Here is a 17021-nt window from a genome sequence, read left to right on the forward strand (position 1 = left end):
GTCAGTCGGCGTTTCCTGCCCGGCAGGGGTCGTGCCGGGCTTCGCCCGGGGTTGCGAAAGGCACTTTCGCAACGTCGGCCGTGGCCGGGCCCGGGTACCGCCGTGGCGATCATGTCGCGAAAGCCACTTTCGAGACGTCTGATGTCCCGAAAGTGGCTTTCGCGACGCACCACCAGAACCCCTGACCAGGGACCGAGCGCTACTTGCGTCGCCGAAGCGACCGCGGGAACAGCCGGCCCTTCCACGACATCGGCGCGTTCCGCTTCAGGCTCTTGCGAACCTCGTCGAAGGCCGGGCCCAGCGTCTGGTCGTCCGCGGGCCGGTCCGAGTACCAGGACCGCTCCACGACACCGATGACCGTCCGCAGGCCGGTGCGGCCCTCTTCGTCCAGACGGTGCTTCTCGACGACCTTCCGGCCCGCCACGCGCACCGTGTCGCCGTCGGAGAGCGGCAGGCCGCGGTCCGCGCATTCGTCCATCAGTTCGCGCCACGCCGCGTCGGCAGCGGCGGGGGAGCGCGACGCGATCTTCTGCAGCCGCAGCCGTCGCTTGACCTCCCGGATCGTCGTCGGCGTGCCGAGCCCGCCGAGGACGATCACCAGCGCGAGCGCGAACCACCACGAAACCCACGCCGCCAGGAACGCGAACGCCGCCACCCACAGCCCGATCACGATCAGCGGCAGCCAGTTCGTCACGTTCTGGTTGTCCAGGAACCCGCCGTCCTCGCGGATCGGGGCAGGCGCGTTCGGGCCGGGGGACCGGGCGGGCGATGAGCGCAGCAGCGCCCGATATCTCAACTGCGACCGCACGATCGTCACCACGGTCAGCGCGGCCGCCAGCCCACCGAGGATCCCGGCGAGGATCGCGGGCCACAACGGCTCTTCCTCCTGCTGGCCCGTGCCGCCGTCCGCGCCGAGGTCGGCGCCGGGGTCGCGGGGCGTCCCCGTGGCGGGGGCGCTCGACGCGGGGGCGCTCGGCACTTCCTGGGTGTCGTTGGCCGTGGAGCTGCCGGTGTCGTTCTGCAGGTACGGCGGGACGACCGCGCGGCCGTCGAGCAGCGGGGTCGGGTCGAAGCTGACCCAGCCCTTCGTCTGGAAGTAGACCTCGACCCACGCGTGCGCGTCCTCGGAGGTGATCGAGACGTAGTCGCCCTTCGGGGTCCCGGAGGAGAAGCCGATGGCGACCCGCGACGGGATGCCGACCGACCGCAGCATCACGGCCATCGCCGACGCGTACTGCTCGCAGAACCCGCGTTTGCCGTTGAGGATGAAGTCGGCGAGCGCGTCGGAGTCGGTGGCGTCCGCGGTCTTGGTGTCGTAGACGAAGCCGTTCTGCGCGGTGAAGAACGACCAGAGCGCCTGCGCCTTGTCGAAGTTGTTCGACTCGTTTTCCGTCAGCTGCTTGGCCTTCGCGACCACGCGGGGATCGACGCGGTCGATCTGGGTGAACTGCTGCGGCACCTCGGCCAGGCGGGCGTCGTCGCGCCGGAGTTCGTCCTTCGTCGGGTTCTCGATCGACGCGGTCTCGGTGTAGGCGGGCGCGTTCTGCTTGGTCGTGGTGAACACGGCGCCGCCGACCGGGTCGTACAGCCAGTTGTCGGCCAGCCCGTTGAGTGCCCGCGGCGCGCCGTAGATCGGCAGCCAGTTGTCGACCCAGTTCGTCGGTTCGATCCGGATCTCCCGCGCGGGACCGGTGCCGTCGTCGCCCGGCGCGGGCGGAAGGCCCTTGTTGGCCTGCACGCCCTGCTGGGCGCGGCCGTTCTGCGCGAGCCCCCAGCCCTTGTTCGGCGTGTACGTGTCGAGGGTGAAAGCGCGCAGCAGCCGTTTGTCCGCGCCCATTCCGTAGACCTTGAACAGTTCCACGTTCTCGCCCTGGTCGAGCAGGCCGCGCAGCTGCGTGAACGGCTCGACGCCGAACCCGCCGGCGCCACCGCGGCCAGAGCCGGTGCCGCCGGGAAGGCTGCCGACCGTGCCGACCCCGGTGACGGCCGTGCCGATCACCAGGCCCATCGCGATCGCGGCGGCCACCACGCCGACGGGGGCCGACAACGTGCTCGCCGAGTTGCCCAGTCCCGGCGCGTCCCGGTTGCGCCAGCGGCGATGCCGGTGGTTGCCGTCGACGGCGAGGAGGGCGGCGAACGCGGCCGCGCCCAGCAGGAACGTCCACCACGGCAGCATGTCCTCGGCCAGCGCGGCCGGGACGGCGTATACGCACAGCAGGACCAGGCCGGTCGCGGCGGGCGCCGCGGCGGCGACGGCCAGCGTGTCGACCAGGACCGCGACCAGGCCGATCGCGATGGTGATCAGGCAGAGGATCGGCGGGGTGCCCTCGATCGGCGGCAGGCCGACACGGATCTGCTCGGCCGCCGCGGCGAGGACGCCGCGCAGTTCCCCGAACGCGTCCGGGCCGGGGAAGATCTTCAGGATCCCGCTGGTGGTGAACGCCCCGGTGATCAGCAGCAACAGGACCAGCAGCTGCGCCAGGCCGACGACGATGGTCGGCGCGCGCAGCGAGCGCAGGGCGAGCCCGGTCGAGGCGATCAGCACGACGGCGACCATCAGGTAGCCGAACCACGCCCAGCCGGAGACGACGCCGGTGAGCGAGGTCGAGGCGAACAGCGTGGCGAGGCCGGCGGCGACCGGCGCGAGCACACTGCTCGTCCAGACCGGGGGCGGGGCGGACAGCCGCGGTTGGGGGGTATGCGGCCGGGGTGGCGCGGTCGCGGTCACAGGCCGCCTCCGATCAGCGTGCCCCGGCGGGTGGCCGTCTGGCAGAGCTCGGCCCAGACCTGCGGCATGGGCGATCCGGGACCGGCGACGACGACGCCCCAGCCCGCGGCTCGCAGCAGCGCCACCGATTCCTCGGTGGCGGCGGCACGGTTTTCGGGCCGGTTGACGCCGGAGGACCAGCCGGGGGTGTCGAGCAGCACGGCGAGGCTCCGGATCCCGCGCGGGCGGTACCGGGACAGCTCGTGCACGGATTCGTTGCTGACGGTGCCGAGCACCGCGATGAGTTCCTGTCCCTCGGCCGGGTCGTGGCCGAGGGTGATGTCGCGCTGGTGCGCGGGCTGGAGCGCGGCGAGGACGTCGAGCACGACGTTGTCGTAGTGCTCGCCACCCTCGCCGGGGGTGTCGGCCAGGGTCTGGCCGTGCTCGGTGATCAGCCGGACCCGGTGACCGGAGCGGCGCAGGTGCAGTGACACGGAAGCGGCGAACGAGACGGCCCATTCGAGGCTCGCCGCGGGGCCGGTGCCGTGGTGCGCCGCCGCGCGGTGGTCCAGCAGCACCGTGGTGCCGCCGCGCCACGGCCGTTCCTCGACGCGGACCATGATCTCGTCGCGGCGGGCGGTCGAGCGCCAGTGGACCTTCCGCAGGTCGTCACCCTGCCGGTACTGCCGGACGATCACGTCCGATTCGCCCTGTCCGGCGTGCAGGCGGATGCTGCCGTCGTCGCCGGCGCCGATCCCGGCGCCACTGGGCAGCCCCCACAGGCCGACCACCTTCGGCACGACGACCAGCCGGGAATGCCCGATCAGCTCGCGTTCGAACTCGCACAGCCCGAACGGGTCGGTGATCGTCGCCCGCAGCGGGCCGACCTGCTGGACCCCGCGCAGCACCGGCTGCAGCGGGTAGCGCAGCGCGACCCGGCGGTCGTGGGGAAGACGTTCGACGACGAACCGCGGCCGCGAACCCAGCGCATAGGGCACGCCGTCTTCGAGCAGCACCTCGCCGGCCGGGAGCCTGCCGTCGCGCCAGAGTACGAGCTGGACCTCGCCCGGCGAACCGACCGCGACCCGCTCCGGGCGCAGCGAGCGGGCCGCGCCCAGCCGCAGCCGGGTCGCCGAGATGAAGAAGGCGACCAGCAGCGGCAGGGCGATGACGAACACCGCGACGCGCAGCAGATCCCGTTCGTTGAGCACGAACGAGCACACCGCAGCGGCCACGCCGGCGGCGAGGAGGCAGCGGCCGCGTGTGGTCAGGCCGGACAGAGCACGCAGCATGGCCCCGTATTCCTTTACTCAGCGGTGGTTCGAGCCCTGCGGCACGGGAACGCGGTGCAGGATCGCGCGGACCACGTCGGTGGCCGACCGGCGGGCGGCGTGCGCCTCCGTGGTGAGCACCATGCGATGCGCCAGCACCGGGACCGCGACCGTGTGCAGGTCGTCCGGGACGACGAACTCACGGCCCGAGAGCGCGGCCTGCGCGCGGGCCGCGCGGACCAGCTGCAGGGTCGCCCGCGGCGAGGCGCCGAGGCGGATCTCCGGTACCTGACGGGTCGCGGACACCAGGTCGACGGCGTAACGGCGGATCTCCGGCGACATGTGCACCGACCGCACCGTCTCGATCAGCCGCTGCACCGACTCGCGGTCGGAGACGGGTTCGAGATCGGCCAGCGGGTTGTGCCCGGCGTGCTCGTCGACCATGGCCAGTTCGGCCTGCTGGTCGGGGTAGCCGATGGACACCCGCGCGGTGAACCGGTCCCGCTGGGCCTCGGGCAGCGCGTAGGTGCCCTCCATCTCGATGGGGTTCTGGGTGGCGATCACCATGAACGGCTCTTCGAGGTGGTAGGTCGAGGTGTCGACGGTGACCTGGTGCTCTTCCATGCATTCGAGCAGTGCCGACTGCGTCTTCGGCGAGGCGCGGTTGATCTCGTCGCCGACCACGATGTTCGCGAACACCGGGCCGGGGCGGAACTCGAACTCGCCGCTCTGCCGGTTGTAGATGGACACCCCGGTGACGTCGCTGGGCAACAGGTCGGGGGTGAACTGGATCCGGCTGACGGTGCAGTCGATCGAGCGGGCCAGCGCCTTCGCCAGCGAGGTCTTGCCGACCCCGGGGACGTCTTCGACGAGGAGGTGGCCTTCGGCGAGCAGGGTCACGAGCGCGATGCGGATGACGTCGGGTTTGCCGACCAGTACCCGCTCCACGTTGGCGGCGATCCGCCGCGCGGTCTCGTGCAGTTCGTCCAGCGACGCCCTGTTCTTGGCGTCACGGCCGTTCTGCCGGCCGCTGACCGAGCCGGCGTCCGTGGGGTACGGCGCTTGCCCGGTTGCCTGCTCGCCCTGGTGTTCGCCGGGCGTCGCAGACTGGATTCTCGACGTCACTCGACCTCCTGATGCCGCGTGGCTGGATTTCCGCTGGGTCCTCTGCCGGACCGTTTCAGTCCCCCGGGCAGCGGTCAGCCTCCCACGAAGTGTGTCAAACTCGGGCGAACTCGTGGGGGGAACCCCGCCAACCCCAGTCGATGACTCTGTGCAACCGGAGACCTTACCTCGATCGGGTGAGGTGAGCGCGTTTTCAGGTGCTCCCGCTGACGCCTTGTTTTGTCGTATGCTCCGGTGCGAGGTCGCTCGACTACGGAGAGGCGTAATCGCATATGAGCGAGGTGAGCACCGCCAAGCCCCGGTTCGATCTGAGCGGGTTCGCGGTCGCGCCGGAGCTGGCCGCCGACGCCCACGCGAAGATCTCCGCCCTGCAAGACGTGGTCGGCCAGATGGTCCGCGAGGCCAAGGTGCTCGGCCGCACGGTTCCCCTCGGCGGGGGATACGCGGACGAGGTCGGCAGGTTCATGGCGCAGTACGGGATCGGCGCCGAGGGCTCCGCGGTCGAGGCGCTCACGGCGTTCGGCAAGGAACTCGAGGCGCTCAAGAACCGGATCGAGAAGGCGCTGGCGAAGTACACCCGACAGGATGAACAAGCGGCGGCGGACGTGGACTGTGTCGGCGGCTGATCCCATGAGCTCCCGCCTCGTCGCACTCGTCGGCCTCGTCGTCCTCACAGTGTCCGCCTGCGGGCAGGGGGCCGCGGGCCAGGCGCCGGTTCCGAGCGTGGAGACGGTACGCACCGGCGCTTCCGTCGCGGGCACGGTCCCGCCGGCGGTCCTGGATCCGTGCGCGCTGCTCGGCCCGGAGGACCGGTCGACGGCGGGGTTGAACGTGCTCGGCGTCGCGAAGGAGATCAACGGCGCCCGCGCCTGCGACTGGACGGTGCCCGCGACCTTCGGCGTCACCATCACCGTGGACGAGCGCAACGGCCTGAAGGATCTCGAGGTCGCGCGCAAGACCGCCACCAAGACCAAGGTCGGCGGACGGGACGCGCTCAAGGTCGCCGACAAGAAGGCCGCCGACGGGACCTGCGCGGTCCTGCTCGGCATGGGGGAGAAGGCGAGCGTCCAGATCGACGTGAGCAACACGAACTTCACCGACACCCCGCTCGCCTGCGAGCGCGCGACGACGGTGGCGGGACTGGCCGAACCCAAACTGCCTTAGGGAGAGTTGCCGTGCCTGAAGGAGAGACGCCGGGCCGCGAGGTCCCGGTCGCGGCCACGCGGTACGAGGCCTACAGCCACGAAGCACTGGCCGCCGAAGTCGAAGCGGGCAACGACCCCGAGGCCGCCGGCGGGATCGGCGCCGCCTGGGACGCGCTCGCGCGGCGCATGCACGACGCGACGTCCGAACTGGCCGGGCTGGTCGGCAGCAGCGAAGAGAACTGGCGCGGCGAAGCGGGCGACGCGCTCCGCGGTGTGCTGGCCACCGCGTCCGGCTGGCTGACCTGGTCCGCGGACATCTCGGCCGCGCTCGGGAAGGCCGTCTCCGGGCAGGCCGAAGCGGCGGCGCGGGCCCGAGCCGACATGCCGCCGCCGGTGGACTACGACCCCGGCGCGATGATCCGCGGCGCCGCCGCCGGCGGGAATCTCGCGCTCCTCGCCGCGCTCGCCGACGAGATGGAGGCCAAGCACGCGGCGGCCGAGGAGGCCCGGCGCAAGGCCGTCGACGTCATGAACACCCGCGACGCGTCCCTGCGTTCGCTGACGCCGCAGGTCTCCTTCAGGAAGCCGCCCGAGCTGGGGCGGTCTTGATCCGCGTTTCCGCGTCGGCGTTCGACGTCCTCTGGTCCGACCTGGGACACGCGGCCCCGCCCTGGCCGCTGTCCGTCCGCAGTGTCGGCGCGACGGAAGCGGAACGCGCCGAGATCCGCGGGGCGGTCTACGAAAACCTCGCCGAACGAGGCCTTTACGACGGGGGCCGGCTCGACGCCGCCCTGGAAGCGCGGCTGGACCTGCTCGCGCGCGCCGAGGTCTATGTCGAATGCGAAGCACTGGCCGACATGACGGCTCAGGCCCCGTTCCGCGCGGTCGCGGCCGCGCGCGGGCGGCACGGTGTGCTGGCCACGCAGCCGGAACAGACCATCGCGCTGTCCGGGATCACCGACGGCGAGGTGTTCGCCGCGATCGTCGACGTCCTGCCCGAACTGCGGCCAGGCCCCGGCTACGGGATCAGCCTCCCCGCGGCGCGCTTCCGCGACGACCTGGAGGATCCGGTGTTCGGCGACGGCGGGCGATCGTCGGCTTCGGACAGTCAGCTGCGCGAGGTGCTCGCGATCCAGGCGCGGCCCGTCTACAGCGCGGGCCAGTTCACCGTGCGGACCCGGGACCGCGACGGCCGGGCACACCGGGCAGGCGGGCTGACCTGGTTCGACACCGACGTCGGCGCGTACTGCGCGGCGCGGACCGAGGGTCGTGGCGGGCAGGCGTGGGTGAACGTGTCCCCTGTGGACGGTCCCCGGCTGGCCGCGCGGCTGGCCTCGCTGCTGGACGAGGACCGCTAGGTTGTGACGAGCCGAAAGCCTGAGGGGGCCTTCGGGAACAGGGGGTTCGGAATGACCGTGCCCTTCGTGGCGCTGGTGGCGGTTTCGCGTGACTGGACGGACGACACGCGTGTTGGGATGGACGACACGCGTGATCGGGTGGACGGCTCGCGGTGGCACCTGGCCGCGCGTCGTGTCGTCCGGTCGATCACGTGCTGAGCCTCGTGAGTGGTAAGGACGGTTAGAACCGTCCTTACCACTCACGAGAACGGGACCGCTGTCCTTTGTCGACACGTCATGGGATGACCCGACGTCGTCACCCTCCACAGTGTCCTCGGCCGTCCCCACCGCGCCCCACCGGATTCCCCACTTTCACCCCCACTCCGCCCCACAGCAGGGTTCCGGCTGCCGATATCCGGACGTCTCAGGCATGGATGAGGTTGCTTCGATACCCGCCCAGGGGGATCTTGGCCACCGTCCCCCACCGAGCCCCCACCTGGCCCCACCTGGCTGACCAGCGAAAACGTCTGACACGACGGAGTGGTCGCGGCTTTTGACGCGTTGACTGTGGTGAAAAGTGGGGTACGGTGGTGCGCAGTGGGGCAGAAGGGAGCCCCGTGGCCGAGCCTGGTTGTTCGCAGCCGGGAGCGGTAGGGAGGTGGAGCCGGTGTTCCTCGGCACCCACACCCCGAAACTGGACGACAAAGGGCGGCTCACGCTGCCCGCGAAGTTCCGCGACGCGCTCGCCGGTGGGCTGATGGTCACCAAGGGACAGGATCACTGTCTCTTCGTCTTCCCACGGGCGGAGTTCGAGCAGATGGCGAGGAAGGTCGCCGACGCCCCGTTCACGAACGAGGCGGTCCGGGCCTATCAGCGCTATCTCTTCGCCGGGACGGACGAACAACGCCCGGACGGGCAAGGACGTATCGCGATCGCGTCCGAGCTCCGACGCTACGCCGGGCTGAACAAGGAGTGCGTGGTGATCGGGGCGATCACCAGGCTGGAGATCTGGGACGCCCAAGCGTGGCAGGGCTACCTGGACGAACACGAGGACAGCTACGCGAAGGCTCGAGAGGAAGTTCTGCCGGGCGTCTTCTAGACGTGGCCGAGGAAGCACCCACGCCGTCGGGGGGCGCGGGTTCACGCTTCGGACACGCCGGGAACCGTCCACACGGATGCCGTGAGGCCTCTGTCCGCTCAGTGGCCCTGGTACACCTTCCCCGGTACCAGGTCAGCAGGCGGGCGGACAGGGACCTGACGGCATCCGGCATCTTCCCCGGCACTACAGGAAAGGGGGGAAGACATGGCAGACGAACACGAGCACGTTCCGGTGCTGCTGGACCGCATCGTCGAACTGTTCGCGCCGGTCTTCTCCGACCGCGAGGCCGTGCTGGTCGACGCGACCGTCGGACTCGGCGGTCATTCCGACGCGCTGCTCACCGCGTTCCCCTCGCTGCGCCTGGTCGCTCTCGACCGTGACCCCAACGCGCTGGAACTCTCCGCGAAACGGCTTGCGCGGCACGGGGATCGTGTCGACTTCGTGCACGCCGTCTACGACGAGATGCCGTCCGCGCTGCAGGGGCTCGGACTGTCCAGAGTGGACGGGATCCTCTTCGACCTCGGCGTCTCCTCGATGCAGCTCGACCGGGCCGAGCGCGGTTTCGCCTACTCCAAGGATTCCCCGCTCGACATGCGGATGGATCCGACCACCGGGTTCACCGCGGCCGACGTCCTCAACACCTACGCCCCCGGCGAGCTGATCCGGATCCTGCGCGACTACGGCGAGGAACGCTTCGCCCAGCGGATCGTCAAAGCCGTTGTGGCGGAACGGGAGAAGGAACCCTTCACACGTAGCGGGCGGCTGGTGGAATTGCTGTACGACGCGGTCCCCGCGGCGAGCAGGCGCACCGGCGGGCACCCGGCGAAACGCACGTTCCAGGCGTTGCGGATCGAGGTCAACGGCGAACTGGAGGTGCTGCGGCGGGCGATGCCGCGGGCGTTGTCCTGCCTCGCCGTCGGCGGCCGCATCGTCGTGGAGTCCTATCAGTCCCTCGAAGACCGGCTGGTCAAGCAGGCCTTCGCGGAACTGGCGAAATCCCGGACGCCGGAAGGGCTTCCGGTGGAACTGCCGGGCCACGGCCCGGAACTGAAACTGCTCACCAGAGGGGCCGAGAAGGCCGGCGAGGCGGAGACCGAACTGAACACGCGGGCCGCCTCCGTGCGGCTGCGAGCCGCCGAACGGATCGGAGACCGAGCACGATGACCGCTCCCGCGAAGTCCCGCGGCCGCCGGACACCGGCGCCCGGACGGCGTGCCCGCGCGACCAGCACGGTCGACCAGGCGCCCGGCACCGAGTCCACGACGTCCACCCGTGCCTCCCGCGGCCGCACGTCGGCGGCCGAACGCGCCTACGCCCGCCGCGCCCAGCGCGCCGACCTGCTGCAGCGAGACCAGCAGCGCAACCGTCCCGACGCCGAAGGCGGTGCGGGCAAGGAAGAGCCGAGGAAGAAGTTCACGCTGCGCTGGCCGCGTTCGCGGGCGTCGTTCGTGCTGATGATGATGGGACTGCTGGCCGTCGGTGTGGCGTGCACGCTGTGGCTGACCACGCAGGCCATCGCCGATTCGTACCGGCTCGAACAGCTCCGCACGACCAACGCCGGGCTCGCCGAGGCGAAGGAGCGGCTGCAGCGCGAGGTCGCGAAGGCCGAGTCGCCCGCTTCGCTGGCGCCCAAGGCCAGGGAACTGGGTATGGTGCCCGGCGGCGACCCCGCGCATATCGTGGTCGGCCCGGATGGACAGTCCACTGTGGTCGGTGAGCCGAAGAAGGCCGAAGCCGAAGCGCCCGCCGCCTCGGCGGAGTCGACCGCGCCGCCGCCCGCCGAGGGAACGCAGCAGGGCACGCCGTACGAGGGCGACCAGCCCGCGGTGCCGCAGGAGAACGCGGCCCCGGCGCAGGGAGGTCAGTGATGTCGCCCGGCCGCCCGGCGCAGTCCAGGGCCCGGTCGGCGGGGAGCGCGCGCAGGACGTACGCCGCCGGGACCCGCCGTGCCACCGCCCGCCGGGGCAACGGGGGGAACCGGAGCCGGTTCACCGGCGTCCGGATCCTGCTGATCGTCGTGATGGTGCTCGCCGGCCTCAAACTGGTGCAGGTGCAGTGGTTCGAGGCAGGCGCGCTCTCCGAGGCGGCGGAGCGGCAGCGGACGTCGGTGATCGAAAGTCCCGCGCAGCGCGGGTCCATCCTGGACCGCAACGGCACGAAGATCGCGTTCAGCGTCGAGGTGCGGACCCTCGCCGTGAGCCTGAACTGGGTTCGCAAGACGATGGACGACTTCGCCGCGAAGAACCCCACCAAGGGCAAGAACTTCGAGTCCGAGGTGGCGGGCGCGGCGAAGCTGATCGCGGCCAAACTGCCCGGGGTGATCACCGAGAAGGAACTGCTGGACAAGTTCCACAAGCCGGACGGCTTCACCTACCTGGTCCACGACATCGAACCTTCGGTCGCCGAGGCGATCGTCAAGGAGTACCCGTGGATCAGCGTCGAGAAGCGCTCGAAGCGGGAGTACCCCGGCGACTCGGTCGGCGCGAACATCGTCGGTTACGCGAACTGGCGCACCGACGACAAGGACGTCTCCAAGCACAACCTGCACGGTGGCTACGGTCTCGAAGCCTCGCGGGACAACGACCTCGCCGGAACGCCGGGCCGCAAGATCGTCAACACCCGTAACGGCAACGACAACCTCGTCATCCCCGGCACCGAACGGGACATCCAGAACGCCGTCCCCGGTTCGGACCTGCAGCTCACGATCGACACCGACCTGCAGTACGAACTGCAGCGGCAGCTGAGCGAGTACGTCGTCAAGTCGAAGGCCAAGGGCGGCCAGGCGGTCATCCTGGACTCCAAGACCGGCGAGGTCTACGCGCTGGCCAACGACAAGACCGTCAACCTCAACGACCCGGCTTCGCGCAGCGAGACGGAGAACCTGAACAACCGCGCGGTGACCACACCGTTCGAACCCGGTTCGGTGAACAAGATCGTCACCGCCGCGGGCGCGATCGACGCGGGTATCACCACGCCGGAGGCGTCCATGCCGGTGCCGGGCTCGCTGCAGGTCGCGGACAAGATCGTCAAGGACGCCTGGCACCACGGCACGCAGCAGTTCACCACCACCGGCATCTTCGCGAAGTCGTCGAACGTCGGCACCCTGTTGCTGGCGCAGAAGCTCGGCGAGGACCGGTACGCGGACCTGCTCAAGAAGTTCGGCCTCGGCCAGCGCACGGGTCTCGGCCTTCCCGGCGAGAGCCCGGGTGTCGTGCCGCCGCGCAACCAGTGGTCGGCCACGACCTTCGGGAACCTGCCGATCGGGCAGGGGCTTTCGATGACCGTCGTGCAGATGGCCGGGATGTACCAGGCGATCGCGAACGACGGGCTGCGCGTGGAACCCCGGGTGGTCAAGGCGAAGGTCAATCCGGACGGGACACTCGTGCCCGAACCGGCGCCCAAGACCGTCCAGGTCATCAGCCCGCAGGCGGCGAAGACCGTCCGCGAGATGATGCGCGCCGTGACGCAGAAGGGCCGCGGGCAGCAGAGCGGCACCGGGCCGAAGGCGGCGCTGGAGGGTTACCAGATCTCGGGGAAGACGGGCACCGGCCAGCAGGTCGACCCGCAGACGAAGACGTACAGCAACCACCTGTACAACATCACCTTCGCCGGGATCCTGCCCGCCGACAACCCGCGCTTCGTGGTCGGCATCCGGCTCGACGCCCCGGACGCCACCCTGCAGCAGGGACTCTCGGCCGCGCCGCTGTTCCACTCGGTGGCCGCGTACCTGGCGCAGCGGTTCCAGATCCCGCTTTCGGACGGCCCGTCACCCCAGGTGCCGCTGGTGCTCTCCTGACGTAACTCGCGTGATCGAAGGCGTAACTCTCGAAATACGCCTCCAGACACGCGAGTTACGGCTTCAAGCACGCGAGTTACGGCCCCGGACACGCGAGTTACGGCTTCGGTCACCACGGCTGAGCGGCCCCGCAACCTCCGTGACCGACGCCGGAGCGCCCGATCGTGAGCGTCGCTGTCCTCAAGCGACAGTCGGAAGCCCTTGCGTGCCAAGGAGAGCCCGCGAAACCCATTACCACGCGAGTGATCGTCGCGTGCACACACCGCACCGCTTCAGTCACCCGAATGCCGCGCCGGTAACCTCCTTGGCTGTGTCGGTGCCTACTTCAGATCCCCGCAGCGGTCCCGCCGTCGAAAGCGGGTCCGGCGCGACGGCTGCCCAGGTCCCGGACAGCCCGGTCAAGGCCGTCGCCGCGCCCCCTCGCCCGGCCAGGATCGAGCCGATGCCGCTGGGCACGTTGCTCGCCAGGGCGGGCGCGCGGCTCGTGGTTGGCGGCGACGACTACCCGGCCGCGGCCGAGCTGACGGTCACGGGCAGCACGCTGCGCGCGCAGCACGTCCTCCCCGGTGACCTCTTCGCCGCGCTCCCCGGCGCCCGCGCCCACGGCGCGGACTTCAGCGACCAGGCCATCGCCGCCGGCGCGGCCGCCGTGCTCACCGACGAGGCCGGCGCCGAGCGCCCGGTGCTCCGCGACGCCGGCGTGCCGATCCTGGTGCACCCGGACCCGCGGGCCGCCCTCGGCGAGATCGCCGCCTGGATCTACGGCGAGCCGTCGCTGGAGCTGTCCGTCCTCGGCATCACCGGGACGTCGGGCAAGACCACGACGTCTTACCTGGTCGACGCCGGGCTCAAGGCGGCCGGGCTCACCACCGGGCTGATCGGCACGGTCGAGACCCGGATCGCGGGCGAGCGGCTGGCCAGCGGGTTCACCACCCCCGAGGCGCCGGACCTGCAGGCCCTCCTCGCCGTGATGGTGGAACGCGGCGTCACGCACGTCCCGATGGAGGTCTCCAGCCACGCGCTGTCGCTCGGCCGGGTCAACGGCACGCGCTTCGCGGTCGGCGCCTTCACCAATCTCTCCCAGGACCACCTGGACTTCCACAAGGACATGGAGGAGTACTTCGCCGCCAAGTCGCTGCTGTTCGACGGCCGTTCCACCGCCGAGGTGGTCGTCGCCGACAGCGCCTGGGGCCAGGCACTCCTCACCCCGCACACGGTGACCGTCTCCACCGAGCCGGGGACGGACGCGCTCTGGCGCGCCACCGAGCTGAACCCCACCCCGGCGGGGGAGCAGACCTTCACCCTCCACGGTCCCGAAGGGCTCACCGCCTCGGCGAAGATCCCGCTGCCGGGTGCGTTCAACGTGGCGAACGCCGTGCTCGCGGCCGCGATCCTGAACACCGCCGGTATCCCGCTCGACGCCATCGTCGCCGGGCTCGCCTCGGTCGAGGTGCCGGGCCGGATGGAGCGGGTCTACCTCGGCCAGCCGTTCACCGCCGTCGTCGACTACGCGCACAAGCCCGCCGCGGTGGCGCAGGGGCTCGACGCGCTGCGTGCCCGCACCGAGGGCCGGATCATCACCGTCCTCGGCTGCGGCGGGGACCGCGACACCGCCAAACGCCCGGTGATGGGCGAGGCGGCGGTCCGGCGCAGCGAGGTCCTGATCGTGACCGACGACAACCCGCGTTCGGAGGATCCGGCCGCGATCCGGGCGGCGATGCTGGCCGGTGCCCGCAACGCCGGTCCGGCCCTCGGCGGCGAGATCCTCGAGATCGCCGACCGCCGGGAAGCCATCGTCCGCGCCGTCGAGCTCGCCCGGCCCGGCGACATCGTGCTCATCGCGGGCAAGGGCCACGAGACCGGCCAGGAGGTCCAGGGTGTCGTGCACCCGTTCTCCGACCGGGAAGAGCTGGCCTCCGCCATCCGCAGACGTCTGGAGACAGAGTGATCGTGCTCAGCCTGGCCGAGATCGCCGCCATCGTCGGCGGCAGGCTGCATCGGACCGACGGGACCGAAGAGGTCACCGGAAGCGTCGAATTCGACACCCGTGAGGTCACTCCCGGGGGTCTGTTCATCGCGCTGCCCGGGGCGAAGGTCGACGGCCACGACTTCGCCGCGCGGGCCGTCGAGGCGGGCGCCGTCGCGGTGCTCGCCGCCCGCGAGGTCGACGCCCCGGCCGTGATCGTGCCGCCGCTGGAGGCCGGCGAGGGGCACGAGCGGGCCTTCGCGCTGGTTTCGGACAAGGACGGGGCGGGTGCCGCGGTGCTGGCCGCGCTCGCCAAGATCGCCCGGCACGTGATCCGAAAGCTCGCCGGCGACCACCTGACCGTCGTCGGGGTCACCGGCTCGGCGGGCAAGACCTCGACCAAGGACATCATCGCCCAGCTGCTGGAGCCGCTCGGCCCGACGGTGGCACCGCCGGGATCGTTCAACAACGAACTCGGCCACCCCTGGACGGCGCTGCGGGCCGACGACTCGACCCGGCAGCTCGTACTGGAGCTCTCCGCCCGCGGACCCGGCCACATCGCCGAACTCGCGGCCATCGCGCCGCCGCGGATCGGGGTCGTGCTCAACGTCGGCACCGCGCACGTCGGTGAGTTCGGTTCGCGCGAGGGCATCGCCAAGGGCAAGGGCGAGCTCGTCGAGGCGCTGCCGAGCGCGGAGGACGGCGGTGTCGCGGTCCTGAACCTCGACGACCCGTACGTCGCGGCGATGGCGAGCCGGACGAAGGCACGCGTCGTGTTCGTCGGTGAGAGCGAGTCCGCGCAGGTCCGCGCGGCCGACATCACCCTCGACGGTGAAGCGCGCGCGTCGTTCCGCCTGGTCACCCCGGACGGCGAGGCGCCGGTGAAGCTGCCGCTCTACGGCGAGCACCACGTCGCGAACGCGCTCAGCGCGGCCGCCGTGGCACTGGAAATGGGCTCGACGGTCGAGGAGGTCGCGGCCCGCCTGTCGAACCTCGAACGGCGCTCGGAGCGCCGGATGGAGGTCACCACCCGGGCCGACGGCGTCACGGTGCTCAACGACTCGTTCAACGCCAGCCCCGAGTCGATGCGGGCCGCGCTCAAGGCGCTCGCGTCGATGAGCGCGAACCGCCGCTCCTGGGCCGTGCTCGGCGTGATGGGCGACCTCGGCGAGAACTCGGTCGAGGCGCACGACGGCATCGGCAGGCTCGTCGTCCGGCTCAACATCGACAAGCTCGTCGTCATCGGCCAGGCGGCCGCGGCCACCCATCAGGGCGCGCAGCAGGAGGGCTCCTGGGGCGAGGAGTCGGTACTGGTACCCGACGTCGAGGCCGCCATCGCCCTGCTGCATGATCAGCTCCGCGCGGGCGACGTGGTGCTGGTGAAGGCTTCCAAGGCCGCCGCGCTGTGGCGGGTGGCCGACGCCGTGCTCGCCTCCCCTGTAGTAGCCCCTTCCCCCTCTCAAGAACGCTCGAACGGTGGTGACGCGTGATCAGCATCCTGATCGCGGCCGCGGCGGGCCTGCTGGTCTCCATCCTCCTCACTCCCTATCTGATCCGGGTGTTCTCCCGGCAGGGCTTCGGCCAGGAGATCCGGGAGGAAGGACCGCAGGGACACAAATCCAAACGCGGTACCCCGACGATGGGTGGTGTCGCGATCATCGTCGCGATGGTCGTCGGGTATTTCGTGGCGCATCTGATCAGCGCGCTCAGCGGCGGCAACGGCACCGGCGGCCCGTCCGCCTCGGGGCTGCTGGTCCTCCTGCTGGCCGTGGGCCTCGGGCTCGTCGGCTTCCTCGACGACTTCATCAAGATCCGCAAGCAGCGCAACCTCGGCCTGAACAAGACCGCGAAACTGGTCGGCCAGCTCGTGGTCACGATCGCCTTCGCGATCCTGGCGCTGCAGTTCGCCGACGAGCGCGGGCTCACCCCGGCCTCGGAGAGCCTGTCCTACGTGCGGGACCTCGCGCTGATCACCTTCCCGTCGGTGTTCTTCGTGATCTTCTGCTACATCGTCATCTCGGGCTGGTCGAACGCGGTGAACTTCACCGACGGCCTCGACGGTCTCGCCGGCGGCACCGCGGCGATGGTGCTGGCGACCTACGTCGTCATCGCCTTCTGGCAGACCCGCCTCTCGTGCGCGGTCACCCCGCAGGCCGCCTGCTACGACGTCCGTGACCCGCTGGACCTGGCCGTGGTGGCGGCCGCGGCGACCGGCGCCTGCGTCGGCTTCCTGTGGTGGAACGCGGCACCGGCGAAGATCTTCATGGGGGACACCGGTTCGCTGGCCCTCGGTGGCCTCGTCGCCGGTCTGTCGATGACCACCCGCACCGAACTGCTCGCCATCGTCATCGGCGGTCTGTTCATGGTCGAGATGATCTCGGTGGTCGCGCAGATCGCGGTGTTCCGCACGACCCGGCGGCGGCTGTTCCGGATGGCGCCGTTCCATCACCACTTCGAGCTCGCGGGCTGGGCCGAAACCACCGTCATCATCCGGTTCTGGCTGCTTTCGGCCATCTGCTGCATGTTCGGTCTCGGCCTGTTCTACAGCGAGCAGCTCGGCCTCGGGGGTTAGCAA

At 70.8% G+C, this 17021-nt stretch carries 14 protein-coding genes; 11 read left to right on the forward strand and 3 right to left on the reverse strand.

Going from position 1 to position 17021, the window contains the following annotated elements; all coding sequences use genetic code 11:
- Positions 1–199: 199 nt before the first annotated feature.
- From ACFVM3_RS06995 to ACFVM3_RS07005, 3 genes are read right to left on the reverse strand one after another with little or no spacing between them, the layout of a single operon-like run.
- Entirely contained in the window at positions 200–2728 is a 2529-nt protein-coding gene (locus tag ACFVM3_RS06995; RefSeq protein ID WP_378436383.1) for a DUF3488 and DUF4129 domain-containing transglutaminase family protein, read from the reverse strand.
- Positions 2725–3999, reverse strand: a complete 1275-nt coding sequence (locus ACFVM3_RS07000) for a DUF58 domain-containing protein (protein WP_378436385.1) — start codon at positions 3997–3999, stop codon at positions 2725–2727. The genes ACFVM3_RS06995 and ACFVM3_RS07000 overlap by 4 nt, the downstream gene beginning before the upstream one ends.
- A gap of 18 nt (positions 4000–4017) precedes the next feature.
- The gene (locus ACFVM3_RS07005) at positions 4018–5103 is read right to left on the reverse strand and encodes an AAA family ATPase (RefSeq protein ID WP_378436387.1); all 1086 of its coding nucleotides are present in this window, start codon (positions 5101–5103) and stop codon (positions 4018–4020) included.
- 272 nt (positions 5104–5375) lie between these two features.
- Between ACFVM3_RS07005 and ACFVM3_RS07010 the strand changes: the two genes are divergently transcribed.
- The 11 genes from ACFVM3_RS07010 (at position 5376) to mraY (ending at position 17018) form a co-directional block, all read left to right on the forward strand.
- Complete coding sequence (locus ACFVM3_RS07010) at positions 5376–5729, forward strand: hypothetical protein (protein ID WP_126734978.1); 354 nt, start codon at positions 5376–5378, stop codon at positions 5727–5729.
- A gap of 4 nt (positions 5730–5733) precedes the next feature.
- A complete protein-coding gene (locus tag ACFVM3_RS07015) occupies positions 5734–6267 on the forward strand; it encodes a DUF3558 domain-containing protein (protein ID WP_378436389.1) in 534 nt (177 codons plus the stop codon).
- 11 nt (positions 6268–6278) lie between these two features.
- Positions 6279–6857 carry a PE-PGRS family protein gene (locus tag ACFVM3_RS07020; protein ID WP_378436391.1) on the forward strand — a complete coding sequence of 193 codons (579 nt, stop codon included), beginning with the start codon at positions 6279–6281 and terminating at the stop codon, positions 6855–6857.
- The gene (locus tag ACFVM3_RS07025; protein ID WP_378436393.1) at positions 6854–7606 is read left to right on the forward strand and encodes an ESX secretion-associated protein EspG; all 753 of its coding nucleotides are present in this window, start codon (positions 6854–6856) and stop codon (positions 7604–7606) included. The genes ACFVM3_RS07020 and ACFVM3_RS07025 overlap by 4 nt, the downstream gene beginning before the upstream one ends.
- Before the next feature lie 646 nt (positions 7607–8252).
- Positions 8253–8684 (forward strand): division/cell wall cluster transcriptional repressor MraZ, encoded by a 432-nt coding sequence (gene mraZ, locus ACFVM3_RS07030; protein WP_005156436.1) that lies wholly within the window; start codon positions 8253–8255, stop codon positions 8682–8684.
- A gap of 204 nt (positions 8685–8888) precedes the next feature.
- Positions 8889–9848 carry a 16S rRNA (cytosine(1402)-N(4))-methyltransferase RsmH gene (rsmH, locus tag ACFVM3_RS07035; protein ID WP_378436394.1) on the forward strand — a complete coding sequence of 320 codons (960 nt, stop codon included), beginning with the start codon at positions 8889–8891 and terminating at the stop codon, positions 9846–9848.
- Positions 9845–10552, forward strand: coding sequence for a hypothetical protein (locus tag ACFVM3_RS07040; RefSeq protein WP_378436396.1), 708 nt, complete (start codon positions 9845–9847; stop codon positions 10550–10552). Before rsmH ends, ACFVM3_RS07040 begins: the two co-directional genes overlap by 4 nt.
- Positions 10552–12480, forward strand: a complete 1929-nt coding sequence (locus tag ACFVM3_RS07045) for a peptidoglycan D,D-transpeptidase FtsI family protein (protein ID WP_378436398.1) — start codon at positions 10552–10554, stop codon at positions 12478–12480. The genes ACFVM3_RS07040 and ACFVM3_RS07045 overlap by 1 nt, the downstream gene beginning before the upstream one ends.
- A 442-nt stretch (positions 12481–12922) precedes the next feature.
- On the forward strand, positions 12923–14428 hold the full coding sequence (locus ACFVM3_RS07050) for a UDP-N-acetylmuramoyl-L-alanyl-D-glutamate--2,6-diaminopimelate ligase (RefSeq protein ID WP_378436606.1): 1506 nt from the start codon (positions 12923–12925) through the stop codon (positions 14426–14428).
- Positions 14425–15936 (forward strand): UDP-N-acetylmuramoyl-tripeptide--D-alanyl-D-alanine ligase, encoded by a 1512-nt coding sequence (gene murF / locus ACFVM3_RS07055; RefSeq protein ID WP_378436400.1) that lies wholly within the window; start codon positions 14425–14427, stop codon positions 15934–15936. Before ACFVM3_RS07050 ends, murF begins: the two co-directional genes overlap by 4 nt.
- Entirely contained in the window at positions 15933–17018 is a 1086-nt protein-coding gene (gene mraY / locus ACFVM3_RS07060) for a phospho-N-acetylmuramoyl-pentapeptide-transferase (RefSeq protein WP_016332673.1), read from the forward strand. Before murF ends, mraY begins: the two co-directional genes overlap by 4 nt.
- Positions 17019–17021 lie beyond the last annotated feature (3 nt).

The sequence above is a fragment of the Amycolatopsis sp. NPDC057786 genome (assembly GCF_042797905.1).
Taxonomy (GTDB): Bacteria; Actinomycetota; Actinomycetes; order Mycobacteriales; family Pseudonocardiaceae; genus Amycolatopsis.